Consider the following 19922-nt stretch of genomic DNA (forward strand, 5'->3'; position numbering starts at 1 on the left):
TTTAAGTAAAATTAATTATTGAATAATTCGATTAAACTCGATAACACCTATTTTTCTTTAAAAATAAAATTCAGTCAAATTTGTTAACAATTATTTTGTATGTTTATAACATAGGAAGTATTAATAATAATTAAACTTGCAAAAACACTTAACAACACTGTGTTTTTCTGAGAAAATGTTCCAATTGATTAATATTTTTTCACATTAATAATTACTAACAATTTTTCAAAATTCAGGCATTGTTTTGTTTCTTTTACAACAAAACATAGCATATAAAAGTGATGTTTATATTTTTTTAAAATTGTAAGAAAAAAAAGAAACAATTACACAAATTGTTTTTACTTTTATTGTGATACTAAACAAGTTATATTGATATTCCTATTCATGATACATTTAAATATTCAAAATACAACTGCTCCAAACCGTTTTGAAATAAATGTCTCTAACGACCCTATAAAACAAAAACAACTAAATGAAAGCACTTTTTTACACAAGAGAATTTCCACCGTATGTTTACGGAGGAGCCGGCGTACATGTTGAATATTTGGCCGATGAGCTGTCCAAATTAATGAAAATCGATGTTCGATGTTTTGGAGACCAAGACTCGAAATCGGATAGTTTAAGTGTAAAAGGTTACCCGTTTGATAACCCTATTTTTGATGGTGCAGACGATAAATTAAAATCGGTATTTAAAACATTAAGCACCGGTATACAAATGAACACAGAGCCTATTGATGCCGATGTTGTGCATTGCCATACTTGGTATGCTCATTTTGCCGGTATTATAGCAAAACTTTGTTACGGTACACCATTAGTGATCACCACACACTCCTTAGAGCCTTTACGCCCATGGAAACGCGAACAATTAGGTCGCGGTTACGATGCCTCTTCTTGGGTAGAAAAAACGGCTATTGAAATGGCCGATGCTCTTATAGCAGTCTCAAAAGAAACCAAAGAAGATGTTCTTAAACATTTTGATGTAGACGAAAGTAAAGTACACGTTATCTACAATGGTATTAACCTAGAACAATACATAGAAACAAGTGAAACAGCAACCTTAGATGCTTACGGTGTTGATAAAACTAAACCCTATGTACTTTTTGTTGGTAGAATTACACGCCAAAAAGGAATTATACACTTAGTAAACGCCATAAAATATATAGATCCAGATACTCAAATTGTACTATGTGCAGGCGCACCAGATACACCAGAAATTGGTGAAGAAATGAAAAACGCCGTAAACGCAGTTAAAAAAACACGTGAAAACGTAATTTGGATTGATAAAATGGTAACTAAAGAAGAAATTATTCAGCTATATTCTCATGCTGCTGTATTCTGTTGCCCGTCTATTTACGAGCCTTTTGGTATTATAAACATTGAAGCTATGGCTTGTAACACTGCCGTTGTAGCAAGCGCTGTTGGTGGTATTAAAGAAGTGGTTGTACATGGTGAAACCGGACTTTTAATTCCGTTAGAACAACAAACCGAAGCGCCTTTTGAACCTATTGACCCCGATAAATTCTCGAGAGATTTAGCACAAGGTATTAACCAAGTTATCAACGATAAAAACTTAAGAGAAACCATGGCAAAAAATGGCAGAAAACGTGTTGAAGATTATTTTGACTGGGTAGCCATTGCAAAACAAGTAGAAATACTATACGAATCAATAATATAACTAACAACTAAGCACTAAAAAACTAAAAATATGATAAACAACAAAGTTTTAGCCATTGTTTTAGGTGGTGGACAAGGATCCAGACTTTACCCTCTAACAGATAGAAGATCTAAACCAGCCGTGCCTATTGCGGGAAAATATAGATTAGTTGATATCCCAATCTCTAACTGTATAAACGCCGATATAAAACGAATTTTTGTGTTAACACAATTCAATTCGGCATCATTAAATAAGCATATAAAAAACACATATCACTTTAGTTTTTTTAGTAGTGCTTTTGTTGATGTATTAGCAGCAGAGCAAACTCCAGAAAGCAAAACCTGGTTTCAAGGTACTGCCGATGCGGTTAGACAAAGTATGCATCATTTTTTAAGTCACGATTTTGAATATGCATTAATCCTTTCGGGCGATCAATTATACCAAATGGATTACGATAAAATGATTGAAGCTCACGAAGCTGCCAATGCAGAAATTTCTATCGCAACCATTCCCGTTAATGCTAAAGACGCCACTTCTTTTGGTATTTTAAAAGCAAATGATGAACATATTATTACATCTTTTATAGAAAAACCAGATGCGGAATTATTACCAGATTGGACATCGGAAGTAAGTGATGAAATGAAAGGCCAAGGCCGTAATTACCTAGCTTCTATGGGTATCTATGTATTTAATAAAGATTTACTTATTAAACTCATGGAAAATCCCGATACCATCGATTTTGGTAAAGAAATTATTCCACAATCTATTGGTGATCATAAAACTTTAAGTTACCAATATGAAGGGTACTGGACAGATATTGGAAATATAGACTCATTCTTCGAAGCGAACTTAGGCTTAACCGACGATATTCCTCAGTTTGATTTATACGATGAAAAAAAACGTATTTACACGCATGCTAGAATGCTACCAACCACAAAAATAGCAGGTACTGTTTTAGACAGAGCTGTTGTTTCAGAAGGTTGTATTATTGGTGCTGCAAAAATTGAAAAATCCGTAATTGGTATTCGATCTAGAATTGGTAAAGAATCTACAGTAATAAATACCTATATGATGGGTAATGATTATTATGAGACTTTAGAAGAAATTGAAAACCATCACATTAAAGTACTTATAGGTATTGGAGAACGCTGCTTTATAAAAAACTGTATTTTAGATAAAAACTGCCGTATTGGAGATGATGTCCGTATTAACGGTGGTAAACATTTAGAAGATAAAGAAACAGATATGTATTTTATTAAAGATGGTATTGTTGTCGTTAAAAATGGGGCAACCATTCCTTCAGGATACGTGATTTAACCAAAATAAAAATATCAAATTCCTCTAACAGTTAAGCCTTATTTAACTGCTGGAGGAATCTGAATAAAAAAATATTGATTACCATACATAACTAAGCAAACAATGCAAAATCAAAAAAGAGTTGTAATTGATTATGTTTCACCAACTGTAAACGGTGGCGACTTTTATATTAAACGTGTAGTAAATGAAATTGTAAATGTAGATGCACATATTATGGCCGATGGTCATGATGTTTTAGGAGCTTCCATACTTTACAAACACGAAAACGATAAAACATGGCAAGAAACTCGAATGGTGCTTACTTCTAACGATGAGTGGAAAGGATCCTTCAGTGTACAAAAACAAGGGTTTTATAACTATAAAGTAGAAGCTTGGGTAGATTATGCTTTAAACTGGAGATACGGTTTAATTCGCAAAATAAACGATGGCCAACACGTGGTTTCAGAATTATTAGAAGGTGCCGAATATATCGAACCGCTTTTAAATAAAGTAAACGCTGAAGACAAACAATATTTAGAGCATTTACAGCAAATTTTTAAAGATGAAAATAATTATGGCGAAGCCATTTCCGAAGCAGTAAAAGAAAGACTTTACACTATTTTCTTCCAAAACCCAACTAAAATACTTGCAAACACTTCCAAAACATACCAAGCGTATGTAGATAGAAAGAAAGCGAGATTTAGTACATGGTACGAGTTTTTTCCACGTTCGGCCTCCGAACACGAAGGTGTTCACGGAACTTTTAACGATTGTGCTCGACTATTACCGAGAGTGAAAAACATGGGCTTCGATGTGGTATATTTACCACCAATACATCCTATTGGGGAAGTTAACCGTAAAGGAAAAAACAATACTACAGAAGCCAAAGAAGGCGATGTAGGTTCTACATGGGGCGTTGGCTCACAGTATGGCGGACACAAAGATATTCATCCTCAGTTAGGTAATATCGACGACTTTAAAGCACTTATCCAAACGGCAAAAGATAATAATCTTGAAATAGCTATGGATTACGCCTTACAAGCCGCACCAGATCATCCTTGGGTAAAAGATCATCCAAAATGGTTTAAATGGCGACCAGATGGTACCGTTCAATATGCTGAAAATCCACCAAAAAAATATCAAGACATTCTTCCTATTTACTGGGAAAGTGAAGACTATAAAGCCCTTTGGAACGAGTGTTTAGATGTTATGCTATATTGGATAGATTGTGGTATTCACATTTTTAGAGTTGATAACCCACACACTAAACCTTTCTATTTCTGGAATTGGATTATTTCTGAAGTAAAAGCAAAACATCCCGATGTTATCTTTTTAGCCGAAGCTTTTACCGCTCCAAAAGTTATGAAACAGCTTGCTAAACAAGGTTACACACAATCGTACACCTATTTTACATGGCGTGAAAGTAAACACGAAATTACCGAATACGTAGAAGAGCTCACGCAAAGCGAATTAAAAGAATATATGCAACCTAACTTTTGGCCAAACACGCCAGATATTAACCCATATCATTTACAAGGCGCTAACGAATCTAAACATATTCAGCGTTACGCACTTGCTGCTACTTTAAGTTCTAGTATTGGTATTTACGGTCCGGTTTTCGAATACATGCTTTCCGATTCTTTATTAGGAAAAGAAGAATATTTAAATTCTGAAAAATTCCAAATAACACATTACGATTGGGAGCATAAAAACAAGCTAACCACTATAATTTCGAAAATCAACTTTATTAGAAACCATAACGAAGCCTTACAGCAAACTAATAATATTAAATTCTGTAACATACAGAATGATAATTTAATAGCTTTCTATAAATGGAACGATGATAGAACTAATGAGGTTTTAGTAGTTATTAGTTTAGATCCACACAACTCGCAACAAGCTAATATACAAGTGCCGTTGCAAGATTTAGCGGTGCATGCCGGACACAATCTAGAAATGCACGATTTAATTACCGATAGCCGTTATAATTGGCATAATGAATGGAATTACGTAGAGTTACACCCTACTATGCCTTTTCACATTTTCAAGATTAACAAGTAAAACTTAAGGGTTTAAATCCCATATTAAAAAACGACATAATTTTCCTTTAAACAGGAATTAACAACATAATTTTATGGCACAAGTAAAACCGTATAGTTTATTTACAGAATTCGACATAAACCTTTTTAAAGCCGGAAAACATTACAGACTTTACGAAAAAATGGGGTCACATTTAGTAACCGTAGATGGTATTGAAGGTACGTATTTTGCCGTTTGGGCACCCACAGCAAAACAAGTGTCTGTAATAGGCGATTTTAACTTCTGGATGGAAGGCGAGCATCAATTAAATGTACGTTGGGATTCTAGTGGTATTTGGGAAGGTTTTATTCCGCTTGTTACTAAAGGTAACGCCTACAAATATAAAATACAGAGTAATAATAACGATATAAAAACCGAAAAGGCCGATCCATATGCACGCCGTTGTGAGCATCCTCCAAAAACAGCTTCTATTGTTTGGGACGATTCTTATAAATGGAAAGATAAAGATTGGATGAAAAAGCGTAAGAAAAAAAACGCTTTAGATGCACCTTACTCAGTTTACGAAGTTCATTTAGGTTCTTGGAAAAGACAGGTTGAAGAAGACCGTTTTTTATCTTACTATGAGCTAGCAGACGATTTAGTAAACTATGTAAAAGACATGAATTTTACACACGTAGAGCTTATGCCTATTATGGAATACCCTTACGATCCATCGTGGGGTTATCAACTTACTGGGTATTTTGCTCCATCGTCTCGATTTGGTTATCCCGAAGAATTCAAATACTTAGTAGATAAACTTCACCAAAATGATATTGGAATAATTTTAGATTGGGTACCATCGCATTTTCCAGAAGATGCGCACGGTTTAGGCTTTTTTGATGGCTCAAACTTATACGAACATCCAGATCCAAGAAAAGGTTATCACCAAGACTGGAAAAGTTTAATCTTTAATTATGAACGTAACGAAGTAAAATCGTTTTTAATAAGTAACGCTGCCTTTTGGATGGATCAATACCATGCCGACGGCTTACGTGTAGATGCTGTAGCATCGATGTTATTTTTAGATTACTCTCGTGAAGATGGCGAATGGGAACCAAATATTTATGGTGGTCGTGAAAATCTAGCTGCTATAGATTTCTTAAAAGAATTAAATCAAGAAATATACGCATCGTTTCCAGATGTACAGACCATTGCTGAAGAATCTACAGCATTCCCAGGCGTATCAAAACCTGTGTTTTTGGGTGGTTTAGGTTTTGGAATGAAATGGATGATGGGTTGGATGCACGATACTTTAGATTACTTTTCTAAAGATCCTGTATACAGAAAATATCACCAAAATGATATTACCTTTAGTTTAGCTTATGCCTTCTCAGAGAATTTTATGTTACCCCTTTCTCACGATGAGGTGGTATATGGTAAAAACTCTATTCTAGGCCGTATGCCTGGCGACGAGTGGCAACGTTTTGCAAACTTGCGTTTACTTTACGGCTATATGTTTACACACCCTGGCACCAAATTAAACTTTATGGGTGGCGAAATTGCTCAGTATGATGAATGGGATTTTCAAGGCAGTGTAAACTGGAATTTATTAGAATTCGAACCACATAAAAACTTTCAGAATTACTTTAAAGAGTTAAACAAAGTATACAGAACAACACCAGCTTTATATGAAAAAGCCTTTACAGGTGAAGGTTTTGAATGGATTAGTTACGACGACCATGAAAACTGTGTAATGTCTTACATGAGAAAAGGTTATGAGTCTAAAGATGATGTTGTGGTTATTTGTAATTTAACACCAACGGTTCGCGAAAATTATAAAATTGGTATTCCTGTAAATGGTAAACTAAAAGAACTGTTTAACAGTGATGCTAAAGCATTTGGTGGTAGTGGCGTTTCAAACAAAAAACAAATTACCATTAAAAAAGACCCTTGGAATGGTAAAGATTATTCAGCTGAGGTTACACTGTCTCCTTTATCGGTAACTATTTTTCAGTTTAAATAGAAAAATTAGATTCATTGTCTCATATAAAACAAGTTATTGTACTTAAAAAAGTTAACATCAATTAGTATCTCTTTTCAAATTGAAAAACTACTAATTGGTGTTTTCTAATATTCTAACAAATCGAATTCATAAAAAAAATCAACTTATTTAGTCATTTATAATAATCCGAAAATCAAAAAATCGAACTTTTACTATTCTTTAAGCATTTTTCAATAAACCCCTAAAAATTTGAGTTTTACATATTATTTCTATTCAATTTTTAGTAAAAAGAAGCCTATTCACGCCTTAAAAATTAGTAAATTCGACAATTAATTTTAATACTTAGTCCATATGATATTAAATACAGAGCTAGAATACAAAGGGAACCTATTCCCTTCCAACATAACAAAATATAGCAAAGATGTAGATGTTCTACATTTTTCTACTTCCAATAATGTAATACTTAAACTTACTGTTTTACGCGATAGTGTACTTCGATTTACTTACACAACTGTTGGTAAATTTGAAAGAGACTTCTCTTATGCTATAGACGAAGATGCAAGTAGAGGTTACAACCACTTAGTAATTACCGACGATGAAGAGAAATACATTGTTACCACATCAAAACTTATTTGTCATATTCATAAATCGGATTTAAGAGTATCCCTTTATGATGCTCTTGATAATAAAATAATTTGTGAAGATGAACTTGGTTTTCACTGGGAAGAAAGTTACGAGCTTGGTGGCGATATTGTAAAAATGAGTAAAGCGGCTCAAAACGGAGAAAGTTACTATGGTTTAGGAGATAAGCCAGAACACTTAAACTTAAAAGGTCGTCGTTTTGAGAATTGGGCAACCGATTCTTATGCCTTCGGTAAACATACCGACCCAATTTATAAAGCCATTCCTTTTTATACAGGTTTACACAACGGAAAATCTTACGGGATTTTCTTCGATAATACCTTTAGAACTTACTTCGATTTTTGTAGTGAACGTAGAAATGTAACTAGTTTCTGGGCGCAAGGTGGAGAAATGAATTATTACTTCTTTTATGGGCCTAAAATGCAAGATGTGGTAACAAGTTATACCGATTTAACAGGAACGCCAGAATTGCCACCATTATGGGCATTAGGGTATCACCAATGTAAATGGAGTTACTACCCAGAATCTAATGTAAAAGAAATAACAGCAAAATTTAGAGAGCTTCAAATTCCTTGTGATGCTATTTATTTAGATATCGATTACATGGAAGGTTTTCGATGCTTTACTTGGAGTGAGGATTATTTTCCAGACCCAAAACGTATGGTTAAGGAATTAGCAGACGATGGTTTTAAAACCGTTGTAATTATAGATCCGGGAATTAAAATAGATAACGAATACAGCGTATTTAGAGAAGGTCTAGAAAAAGATTATTTCTGTAAACGTGCCGACGGCCCTTACATGAAAGGAAAAGTTTGGCCAGGTGAGTGTTATTTTCCAGATTTCACCAGACCAGAAGTTCGCGAATGGTGGGCTGGTTTATTTAAAGAACTTATTGAAGATATAGGTGTAAAAGGCGTGTGGAACGACATGAATGAGCCAGCAGTAATGGATGTACCAGGAAAAACATTTCCGCCAGATGTACGCCACGATTACGATGGCAACCCATGTAGCCATAATAAAGCTCATAATATTTACGGCATGCAAATGGCTAGAGCCACTTACCATGGTGTGAAAAAATTTAATTACCCTAAACGTCCGTTTGTAATTACCCGTTCGGCCTATTCAGGAACACAACGTTATACCTCAACCTGGATGGGAGACAATGTAGCTACTTGGGAACATTTACAAATAGCAAATATACAAGCACAACGCTTAGCCCTATCTGGATTCTCTTTTGCAGGATCGGATATCGGAGGTTTTGCAGAACAACCAAATGGCGAATTATACGCCCGTTGGATTCAATTAGGAGCTTTCCACCCATTTTGTAGAACACACTCTTCTGGGGATCATGGAGACCAAGAACCATGGGCTTTCGATACAGAAATTACCGATGTTGTTCGAAAATTTATCGAAATTAGATACCAATTATTACCATACCTATACACAGCATTCTACCAATATTCACAAGATAATGTACCAATGCTAAAGTCTCTGGTTTTATTCGATCAAGAGGATGTGCAAACACACTATAGAGTAGATGAGTTTATATTTGGTAACCAAATATTAGTTTGCCCAATAAACGAGCCTAATGCAAAAGGAAGGCGTATGTATATTCCAAGAGGCGAATGGTATAATCATTGGAGTAAAAAACAGGTAGTTGGTGGAAAAGAAATGTGGGTAGATGCCGATTTAGATAGTATGCCAATTTTTGTAAAAGCAGGTGCCGTTATACCTAAATACCCTATACAACAATACGTAGGCGAAAAAGTAATTGAAGAGTTAGGCTTAGATGTTTACTACAAAAATGGTAAAGAAGATTCTGAACTTTATGAAGATGCAGACGACGGTTACGATTACACTAAAGGGCGCTACAGTTTAAAGAAATTTAACTTAGCCGGATCTGAAGATAAATTAATTATCCGTATCCATAAAAGAGGTCAATACGTAACCACTTACAACACTTTTAAAATTAACTTATACGGTTTACCTTTCGAAGTAAAATCTATAAAAGTAGATAACGAATATGTCGATTTAAAAGACGTACAGTTCGAAAACAACAGCCTTGTAATAAGTAAAGAGTTTACAAACCTTCAAATTAAAGGTTAATATCAAAATACCAATAGTACTAAAACCTCTTTGTGAAAACGAAGAGGTTTTCTTTTTTTGGGTAAATAGCAAGCCACCGCGCTATCCGCTACTAGTTTTGGCTCGATGCTCGCCTCGCCAAAAGCTAACCACTACTATCGCTTTTGCATTATCTGCCAAATACAGTCAACACATCAACTACAAGCCAATTTGCTATGTAATTTTAAATAACAAAAAAATTATCTAAATTCGTTAACCAAACGGCAACACAACCTTATTTATGGAAGAGAAATTAAAAGTAACAAAAATGATAAATATCGCTTTATGCTCAGGTTTAGTTATGGCCTATATTTTTATAGGCGATGTAACCTCAATAAGCTTTAATATGCCAGCTTTAAGCCAATCTAACATTATTTATGTGCTTATCCCTATAACTGCTTATATATTCAGTAATTTCATGTTTAAAACGCAGCTAAAAGCAGCCGATAAAACACTAAAACCAGAAGCAAATATGGCCGTATACCAAACCGCATCTATAGTAAGATGGGCCATACTAGAAGGCGCTGCCTTTCTAATACTATTTCTAAATAAAGATTTTATACTCTTCGGTATTTTAATAATTCTATACCTAGCATTAATTCACCCTACGGAAGATCGTGTAAAAACAGATTTAACATAAAAAACATATAATTAAACCTTCTCAACATCAATAGGTTTACCTAAATAAACCAACTGAAAACCTTCTTCTATAGTATCTACATTTAAGTTATTAGAAGAAATAATATGCAATTCTCCTTCATTATCTTTAATAAAAAGCGGGATAATCTCTTTGTCCTTATTAGTGATTTCTATTAAACCTTCGTAGTGTTCTTTACTTTCTAAATCAATTTCTTGTATCGATGGGTGATTTCTAGTTACATCACTTAAGGTATTATAATCATCAGTTTTACTAAACAAACCTTCATTTGGACTACTATTTTCATCTAGCATTTCTTCTTTAGTAACTAACCTAAAAGCACCGTTTTCACCAAATTGCTTGCTAAACTTATTGATAGCATATTTATTAATATCAGAATTTGCAGTTAATGCCATTAAATATCCCATATCGTTTAACTCGATATCATCCATTAAGCTATCCGAGTAAATATTCATATTCATCGCACTTAAACCTAATTCTTTTGCTTTTTGGATATTGCGTTCGTTGCTATCAATTAGCACCACGTTTCTACCGTTAGATTCTAAATAATGCCCTAATAATCTAGATACTTTAGACGCTCCAATAATTAAAATTCCTTCCGATTTCTTCAAGAAAACACCTACCATTTTTGCAAACATACGTGCCGTAGTTGCGTTTAATAGTACAGTTCCTAAAACAATCATAAAAACCAAAGGCGTAATATATTCTGCTCCTGGCACACCCTCCTTAGCTAATTTTAAACCAAATAAAGAAGCGATACCTGCAGCTACAATACCACGTGGGCCAACCCAACTGATAAACACTTTTTCATTTAATTTTAGTAAAGAGCCATAGGTACTTAAAAACACACCTATTGGGCGAATTACAAAAACAATAACAGAAAAAAGGATTACGGTTTTCCAATCGTAAATTAACATTAAGTCAGATACATTTATGTTGGCCGCCAAAAGAATAAATAGAATAGAAATAAGTAATACACTAAGCGATTCTTTAAAGTAAAGTAATTCTTTTAAATAAGGCGATTTTGAGTTTCCTAAAACCATCCCCATAACAACTACAGCTAGTAAGCCCGATTCGTGAGCAAAACTATCAGATAGTACAAAAACACCTAAAACAGCCGCTAATGCAAACACATTTAATAAATAATGAGGCACAAACTTTCTGTTTAATATAAAATTCATGGCATGTGCAAAAGCAAAACCAAAAGTAGAACCAAATAATACAATTTTACCAAATTCTATTAATGCTGTTTTGGTAAACTCGCCACCAGCATCTACACTAATAAACTCAAAAACTAATACGGCTACTAAAGCCCCAATCGGGTCTATTAAAATACCTTCCCACTTTAAAACAGCCGAAATATCTTTTCTTAGTGGTATGTTTCTTAAAATAGGTGTAATTACCGTTGGGCCTGTTACAATTATTAAAGCCGAAAATAAACAGGAAATTTGCCAGCTTAAATCAAAAATATAATGAGCAGCCAATGCTGCACCGAAAAAAGTAACCATAGAACCTATGGTAATAAGCTTAGTTATTACGGGTCCTACATTTTTAATTTCGCTCATTTTTAAGGTTAATCCGCCTTCAAACAGAATAACACTAATTGCTAAAGAAACAAAGTAGAATAGACTTTCTCCAGGAAATAAGCCTTCGCTTCCATTCCAAATCGGTTCTATCCATTTTGTACCATCTCCGCTTAAAAACTCGGCCGCAATAGGGCCAACCAATAAACCAATTAAAATTAGCGGTAATATTGCCGGAATTTTAAATTTCCATGCTACCCATTGTGCTAATATGCCTAAAATTATAATGCCTGCTAGTTCTATCATCTATAAGATTCTCTAAAAAAAGACTAATTTAAGTAAAACAGACGACTTGAAGTTTTTAAAAAATGTTATCTTTCAACTTTGAGCAAAAAATAGCAAAACACGTGAGTTTAAAGCCTTTTAAAAGTATTGGAATTGGTGTGGCCTTTTCGCCAAACCTAAAAGCGAATCTATTCGAGGCTGCAAGGCTATCGGTATTTTTTGATGCCAAATTATTTTTAATACACGTTGGAGAACCTTCCGAAGAAAAAACCAATAGCTTAAACGAGATTCTTAAAAGTTTTGAAAAAGATAATTTGAATTTTGAAGTTGTTTTTAAAACTGGCGATCCTGTAGATGTTATTTTATCGACTTCCGAAGAAAAAAAGATAGATTTACTTATTCTTGGAGCCGTGCAACGCGAGCGTTTTTTAAAATACTATGTAGGTTCGATTGCTCGGAAAATTACACGCCAAGCCAAATGTTCTATTTTATTATTAGTTAAACCATCAGTTGTTAGAGCACCATGCCAACATATTGTAGTTAACGGTTTAAAAGATCCAAAAACCGAGAGCACCATTACAGCAGCCTTTTATGTTGCCAACCAATTAAAATCTAAAAAGGTTACTATTGTTGAAGAAATTAACGAAGACCAAGTAACTGTAAAGGTGGACGATGATAAATCTTTACGTCGTGCAACGATAATAAAAGAGCGTATAAAATTAAGAGAAAACTCGAGAATAAAGGAAATAGTAAGTCATATTCCGGTAGAGTGCACCACCGAAAAAAGCATAAAATTACAACCCATATTTGGTAAAAAAGGCTATTCTATTGGGCATTATGCTCAAATTATGCGTGCCGATTTATTAGTGATGAACGCGCCAACAAAAATGACGTTTTGGGATCGTTTATTTCCGCACGATATTGAACATATTTTAACCGAATTACCAACCGACGTACTAATCCTTCAATGAGTTCAAAAAAAAATAACATAGCCACATTTTTTCAAACCTTACCCAAAAATATATTTTCTGGTTTTGTAGTTAGCCTTATAGCCTTACCCTTAGGTTTAGGTTTAGCCATGGCTAGTGATGCTCCACCAATTGCAGGTATAATTTCAGCCGTTATTGGCGGTATTGTAGTCTCCATTTTAGGTGGAAGTCATGTTACCATAGTAGGCCCAGGAAACGGTTTAGTAGGTGTAATTTTAGTAGCCATAACCACTTTAGGTTTACAAGATGCTTACATCGCTATTGTGTTTTCGGGTGTGCTTTTAATGGGACTTGGTTTTTTACGTATGGGTGCTTTGGCCAATTTTTTCCCATCGTCAGCCATACAAGGGATGTTGGCTGCCATTGGTTTAATTATTTTAGGTAAACAATTTCATATTATGTTCGCGCACAAAATAAAGCGTGAAGACACTATAGATTATTTATTAGAAATACCTTTTACTATTAATGATGCCTTGCATTACGAAAGTAAAGGTCTTGTTTTTGCAGCTTTGGCGGGTGTAATTAGTTTAGCAATTATGCTGTTTTATTCCAAAATTAGAAACAAATATTTGCAACTAATTCCTGCACCTATGTGGATAGTAATTCTATCAATAGCGTTTAGTTATTATTTTGAAATTGGCCTACACGAACCCAACCCCATTGCTAAAGAATACATGATTTCTGGTATACCAAGTTTTCAAGATATTATTGCCGATATACCAACACCAAATTTTAGTGGTATTTGGAGCTTTCCGTTTTGGGCCAGTGTTTTAGCACTTACGCTTATTGCAAGTATAGAATCGCTTTTAAGTATAAAAGCTGTCGATAAATTAGATCCAGAAAAAAGACGTTCCAACGTAAATCGCGACTTAAAAGCCTTAGGCTTAGCAACTATTGGTAGTGGGTTTTTAGGCGGATTAAATGTTGTTACCGTAATTGCACGTAGCTCGGTAAATGTAAATAATGGCGCAACAAATAGATCGGCCAATTTTTTCCATGCCTTTTTCTTGGTGTTATTTATTGTGCTTTTTAGCACGCAACTTACCAGAATTCCGTTGCCTGCTTTAATGGCTATTTTGGTTTATACAGGTTATAAGTTAGCCTCTCCAAATGTAATTACAAAAATATTTTCCATAGGAAAAGAGCAGCTTGTTATCTTTTTTGTAACGCTTATTATCACCTTAAAAATCGGATTAATTTCTGGAATTATATCGGGTGTTATTGCCACATTAATTATTCATATCATCATTAATAAAAGTGCTGGTTTGTTTCTAAGAAATGTTTTAAAACCTAATGTATTAATGTATCAAGAGACAGATGGGCAACACAACTTTTATGTAAGTGTAAAGCACTTTTGTAGCTTTTTAAATTACTACAGACTTAAAGAACAACTCGATGCTGTTCCCGAAGATCAAGATATTATTGTAGACTTTTCGCTTTGCGAATTTGTAGACCATACCGTTATGGAAAACATGAATAATTACCAAGAGTTATTCCAAAAACGTGGTGGCCATTTTGATGTTGTTGGTTTAGATATGCACGATACAGATTCTAAACACCCATTTGCGCTACGCCGTATGTTACCTGTTCCAAAAATTATAAAAAACAGCTTAACAAGACGCCAAACCAGCATGAAAAGTTTAGCTAAAGATTACAACTATAATTACAGTTCTAAAAAAGAAAAAGAAGTTTCGTTTTTAAACAATTTTCAGTTTTTTAACACCAAAAATATCAATCATGTTTACAACAAATTATCTCATGAAGATAAAAAGATGAAACTCTTTGATATTGAATTTTCCGAAGGTGAATTTATCGCTAAAGAAGTGATTAGAAAAACCATGCTTTACATTAACTTAAATCATGATATTCCAGAATTTACTCTAGATAAAGAAGGTTTTTTAGAAAAAGTATCTGCTCTTGCTGGTATTAAAGATATTGATATTGAAAACCATGATGATTTCTCGGATCGTTTCTTTCTTTTAGGTGAAAATGTAAATGAAATCAGCCAATTTTTTAATGATGATATTACCCACTTTTTTGAAAGTAATCCATACTACCACGTAGAATCTAACGGTTCTGCCCTACTCATTTTTGGCAGGCAACGTTTGGCTGGTATGAAAGAGATAAAAGCCCTCTTCGATTTTGGAAAACGCTTAAAAGCCGTTATCTCTTAATATATTCTTAACGTTTTCAACAATTACCAATAGATTTCGTAATTTTACGGTCCTATGAAATTATACCCTATTAATTCCGGTAATTTTAAACTAGACGGTGGTGCTATGTTCGGTGTTGTTCCTAAATCACTTTGGCAACGCACTAATCCAGCAGATGCCAATAACCTAATCGATATTGCAGCACGTTGCTTACTTATTGAAGATGGTGACAGGCTTATTTTGATTGATACTGGTATGGGCAACAAACAATCTGATAAATTCTTTGGTTACTATTCACTTTGGGGTAACGATACTTTAGATGGCTCACTAAAAGCGCATGGTTTTCATCGTGATGATATTACTGATGTATTTTTAACGCATTTACACTTCGATCATTCTGGTGGATGTATAGAATGGAATAAAGGTAAAACAGGTTATCAACCCGTTTTTAAAAATGCTCATTATTGGAGTAACGAAGACCATTGGCAATGGGCAACCCAGCCAAATAATCGTGAAAAAGCATCCTTTTTAAAAGAAAACATTATTCCTATTGAAGAAAGCGGACAGCTTAAGTTTACAGGAATTCCTAATTCGAATACATTAAAAAATTCACCCTTAGGATTCGATATCTTCTTTGCCGATGGGCACACCGATAAACAAATGATTCCTTTAATAAACTATAAGGGCAACACCATTGCGTTCATGGCCGATTTACTACCAACTGTTGGACATCTACCTTTACCATTTGTTATGGGTTACGATACTCGACCGCTGTTAACTTTAAACGAAAAAGAAAACTTCCTAAATTTAGCAGCCGACAACAATTTCTATTTGTTCTTGGAACACGATGCACACAACGAAATTATTACCGTAAAACACACCGAAAAAGGCGTGCGATTAGATCAAACATACACAACTCAAGATATTTTAAAATAAATTAAAGACTAACTCAAATAGTAAAAATGAACACATTCAAATCAATTACAGTATCTGCTTTTGCAGCGCTACTAATTACAGGTTGCGGAGGCTCAGCAGCAATACTTTCTACTCCTGTAGAGAATATAGATAATACACCTTTAAAAGTTTCAGATTTAACTGAAATTGAAAAACACAATTGGGGACATTTAGATTTAATAAAAGATACCATCCCTGGTATGAGTGTTGATAAAGCTTACGCTGAGATTATTAAAAACAAAAAAGGAGAAAAAGTTATTGTAGCAGTTATAGATGCTGGTATTGATATAGATCATGAAGACTTAAAAGATGTTATTTGGACCAACACCAAAGAGATTCCAAACAACGGTATAGACGATGATAAAAATGGCTATATTGATGATATCCATGGATGGAATTTTCTAGGTGATACTTACAATGAGCAATTAGAATTTGTTAGAATTTTAGCAAAAGGAGATACAAGCAGTCCAGATTATGCCAGAGCTAAAACTGAATACGATGAAGAATATCAAAAATACATGGGTTATAAAACTAATTATGACCAAATGTCTATGCAAATTGCAAGTGCAGATGAAACTTTATCTAAACACTTAAACAAAAAAGATTACACTAAAGCTGAGGTGAACGCTATTAAAACAGACGATGAAACTTTATCTCGTGCTGTACAAATTGCAAAATACTTTTACAGCAACGGTATGGAATCTTTAACGGCTGCTAAAAAACAAATTGACAATAGCACAACACAAATTAACGATCGTTTAAACTACAACTTAAACAAAGAGTTTAGCGGACGTATTAATGGTGATAATGCAGATGATATGTCTACTAAATTTTATGGTAACGGTAATGTAAAACCAACCATAAAATCTGAAAGTCATGGTACACACGTTGCCGGAATTATTGCAGCAAAACGTAATAATGGTAAAGGTGCAAATGGTGTTGCTAACAACGTAGAAATTATGAGTGTTCGTGCCGTACCAAACGGTGATGAGTACGATAAAGATATTGCATTAGGTATTCGTTATGCCGTAGATAATGGCGCTTCTATTATTAACGGAAGTTTTGGTAAATACTATTCACCACATAGCGATTGGGTACGCGATGCTATTGCTTACGCTGCTAAAAATGATGTGCTTTTTGTAAATGCTGCAGGTAACGAAGGTATTAACTTAGACGAAAAAGATGTATTCCCAAATGATGCTGTTGGTATTGGTCCTGAAGTTTCAGATACGTTTATAACTGTTGGAGCTTTAGAGCCTAAATATGGTTCTGGTATTGTTGCAGGTTTTTCTAACTACGGAAAAGTAAATGTAGATGTATTTGCACCAGGAGCTAAAGTATATTCTACAGTTCCAGAAAACGAATACGATACTAAAGGAGGTACGTCTATGGCTGCTCCTGCTGTTGCTGGTGTTGCTGCCTTAATACGCTCTTACTATCCAAAATTAAGTGCTGCGCAAGTAAAACAAATTATTATGGATTCTGGTTTAGCTGTAAAAAGTAAAGTTATTGTTGGTGGCGACACTAATGATATTAAACCATTTGCAGATTTATCCAAATCTTCTAAAATGGTTAATGCTTACAACGCATTAATTTTAGCCTCAAAAACACATTAATTATAACTTAAAAAAGAGGCCTTAAACAGCCTCTTTTTTTATTCAATATTTATATGAAGCAAATATATATTTCAATTTTAAGTATCGCTTTACTAGCCTCTTGTACAAGTACCAAAACGGTAACAAATACAACAAGTTCTAGCACATCTATGGTTTTAAATTCTCCTGCAACAGCCACATATTGGCAACAGCATGTAGATTATAAAATGGATATTGATATGGATGTAAACAACTATCAATACCAAGGGAAACAAACATTGGTATATACCAACAATTCTCCCGATGTTTTAGATCGTGTGTATTATCACTTATTTTTCAATGCCTTTCAACCAGGTAGCGAAATGGATGTACGCTCACAAACTATTGCCGATCCAGACGCTCGTGTTGGTAGCAGAATTGGGCAATTAAAACCAAACGAAATTGGTTACATTAAAGTAAACAGTTTAAAACAAAACGGAACAACTTTAACGCACGAAACCGTAGGTACGGTTTTAGAAGTAAAACTAGCAAACCCAATTAAACCAGGAGAAAAAGTAACGTTCACTATGGATTTTGATGCACAAGTTCCTGCACAAATTCGTAGAACCGGTAGAAACAATGCAGAAGGTGTTGCTCTATCTATGGCACAATGGTATCCAAAATTGGCAGAATACGATTTTGAAGGTTGGCATGCCGACCCATATATTGGTCGTGAGTTTCACGGTGTATGGGGAGATTTTGATGTAAAATTAACTATCGATAAAGATTATACAGTTGCAGGTTCTGGTTACTTACAAAACCCAAACCAAATTGGTCATGGTTATGAAACTGGAGCGGTAACTAAATCGAATTCAGATAAATTAACTTGGCATTTTGTTGCACCAAACGTGCACGATTTTACTTGGGCTGCAGATAAAGATTATATCCATGATACTAAGCAAGTACCAAACGGACCGCTTTTACATTTTTTCTATAAAAATAATTTAGATGCTGAGCATAAAGGTTACTGGAAAAAAATGCAACCAAAAACTGTAGAGCTTATGGAATACTACAGCGAAAATATTGGTAAATACCCATACAAGCAATACTCAGTTATTCAAGGTGGCGATGGTGGTATGGAGTATGCCATGAGTACTTTAATTACAGGTAATAGAAGTTACGGTAGTTTAGTTGGTGTAACAGCTCACGAATTAGCACACACTTGGTTTCAGTTTTTATTAGCTTCAAATGAATCTAAGCACGAATGGATGGACGAAGGTTTTACAACCTATATCAGTAATATGGCCATGAACGATATTATGGATGAAGGCAAAGAAAATCCTTTAGCCAACGCTTACAAAGGCTATATTTATTTAGCAAATTCTGGAAAAGAACAACCACTTACCACACATTCCGATCGTTATGCTTACAATCGCTCATACAGCATTGCCGCATACAGTAAAGGTGCTGTATTTTTAAGTCAATTAGGTTATGTTATCGGAGCCGAAAACTTAAAGAAAACTATAAAAAAATATTATACCGATTTCTCATTTAAACATCCAAAACCATTAGATATCGTGCGTACCGCAGAACGCGTATCTGGCTTAGAGTTAGATTGGTATTTAATAGATTTCGGACAAACAACAAACACCATTGATTATAGCGTAAAAGCTATAGAAGGTAATAACATTACTTTAGAGCGTATTGGTTTAATGCCAATGCCTATAGATTTAAAAGTAACTTATGTAGATGGTACTTCGGAAGATTTCTACATTCCTTTACAAATGATGCGTGGTGAAAAACCAACCACAGCTACTATAGTTAGCGATTGGGCTTGGGCCTACCCAACTTACAGCTTCGATGCAAAAAAAGCTGTAAAAACAGTTGAAATTGATCCTTCTGGATTAATGGCCGATGTAGATAGCTCGAACAACAAAAAATAATACATTTTAATACCTTTTTAAAAGCCTTTTTGTGAAAACAGAAAGGCTTTTTTATTTTCTAAACTTTCCAAATAAAAATAAATTTTAACTGATTATCAATCACTTA

12 protein-coding genes are annotated in these 19922 nt (G+C 34.3%); 11 read left to right on the forward strand and 1 reads right to left on the reverse strand.

Annotation, left to right across the window (positions count from 1 at the left end; genetic code table 11):
• The first annotated feature begins 472 nt into the window (after positions 1–472).
• The 6 genes from glgA (at position 473) to GQR98_RS06235 (ending at position 10377) form a co-directional block, all read left to right on the forward strand.
• A complete protein-coding gene (gene glgA / locus GQR98_RS06210) occupies positions 473–1675 on the forward strand; it encodes a glycogen synthase (RefSeq protein ID WP_159018750.1) in 1203 nt (400 codons plus the stop codon).
• Between the two features lie 30 nt (positions 1676–1705).
• A complete protein-coding gene (locus GQR98_RS06215) occupies positions 1706–2971 on the forward strand; it encodes a glucose-1-phosphate adenylyltransferase (protein WP_159018751.1) in 1266 nt (421 codons plus the stop codon).
• Positions 2972–3073: 102 nt separating this feature from the next.
• Positions 3074–5011, forward strand: coding sequence for an alpha-1,4-glucan--maltose-1-phosphate maltosyltransferase (locus tag GQR98_RS06220; protein ID WP_159018752.1), 1938 nt, complete (start codon positions 3074–3076; stop codon positions 5009–5011).
• A 73-nt stretch (positions 5012–5084) separates the two neighbouring features.
• On the forward strand, positions 5085–6992 hold the full coding sequence (glgB, locus tag GQR98_RS06225; protein ID WP_159018753.1) for a 1,4-alpha-glucan branching protein GlgB: 1908 nt from the start codon (positions 5085–5087) through the stop codon (positions 6990–6992).
• 330 nt (positions 6993–7322) lie between these two features.
• Positions 7323–9719 (forward strand): glycoside hydrolase family 31 protein, encoded by a 2397-nt coding sequence (locus tag GQR98_RS06230; protein ID WP_159018754.1) that lies wholly within the window; start codon positions 7323–7325, stop codon positions 9717–9719.
• 259 nt (positions 9720–9978) lie between these two features.
• On the forward strand, positions 9979–10377 hold the full coding sequence (locus GQR98_RS06235; protein WP_159018755.1) for an MFS transporter: 399 nt from the start codon (positions 9979–9981) through the stop codon (positions 10375–10377).
• Positions 10378–10388: 11 nt separating this feature from the next.
• Here the strand turns inward: GQR98_RS06235 and GQR98_RS06240 are convergent, their stop codons facing one another.
• Positions 10389–12224, reverse strand: coding sequence for a cation:proton antiporter (locus GQR98_RS06240; protein ID WP_074936590.1), 1836 nt, complete (start codon positions 12222–12224; stop codon positions 10389–10391).
• 62 nt (positions 12225–12286) lie between these two features.
• On the opposite strand from GQR98_RS06240, the gene GQR98_RS06245 reads away from it, so the two are divergent.
• The 5 genes from GQR98_RS06245 to GQR98_RS06265 are packed head-to-tail and all read left to right on the forward strand — an operon-like array spanning position 12287 to position 19816.
• Positions 12287–13174: a universal stress protein gene (locus GQR98_RS06245; RefSeq protein WP_233268087.1), complete on the forward strand. Its 888-nt coding sequence runs from the start codon at positions 12287–12289 to the stop codon at positions 13172–13174.
• Positions 13171–15366: a SulP family inorganic anion transporter gene (locus GQR98_RS06250; RefSeq protein WP_159018756.1), complete on the forward strand. Its 2196-nt coding sequence runs from the start codon at positions 13171–13173 to the stop codon at positions 15364–15366. The genes GQR98_RS06245 and GQR98_RS06250 overlap by 4 nt, the downstream gene beginning before the upstream one ends.
• Positions 15367–15420: 54 nt before the next feature.
• On the forward strand, positions 15421–16281 hold the full coding sequence (locus GQR98_RS06255) for an MBL fold metallo-hydrolase (protein ID WP_159018757.1): 861 nt from the start codon (positions 15421–15423) through the stop codon (positions 16279–16281).
• Positions 16282–16307: 26 nt separating this feature from the next.
• Positions 16308–17915: a S8 family peptidase gene (locus GQR98_RS06260; RefSeq protein WP_159018758.1), complete on the forward strand. Its 1608-nt coding sequence runs from the start codon at positions 16308–16310 to the stop codon at positions 17913–17915.
• A gap of 53 nt (positions 17916–17968) precedes the next feature.
• Positions 17969–19816 carry a M1 family metallopeptidase gene (locus tag GQR98_RS06265; RefSeq protein WP_159018759.1) on the forward strand — a complete coding sequence of 616 codons (1848 nt, stop codon included), beginning with the start codon at positions 17969–17971 and terminating at the stop codon, positions 19814–19816.
• Positions 19817–19922: the final 106 nt, after the last annotated feature.

Origin of the sequence: Algibacter sp. L3A6 (assembly GCF_009796825.1) — a bacterium.
GTDB lineage: Bacteria > Bacteroidota > Bacteroidia > Flavobacteriales > Flavobacteriaceae > Algibacter.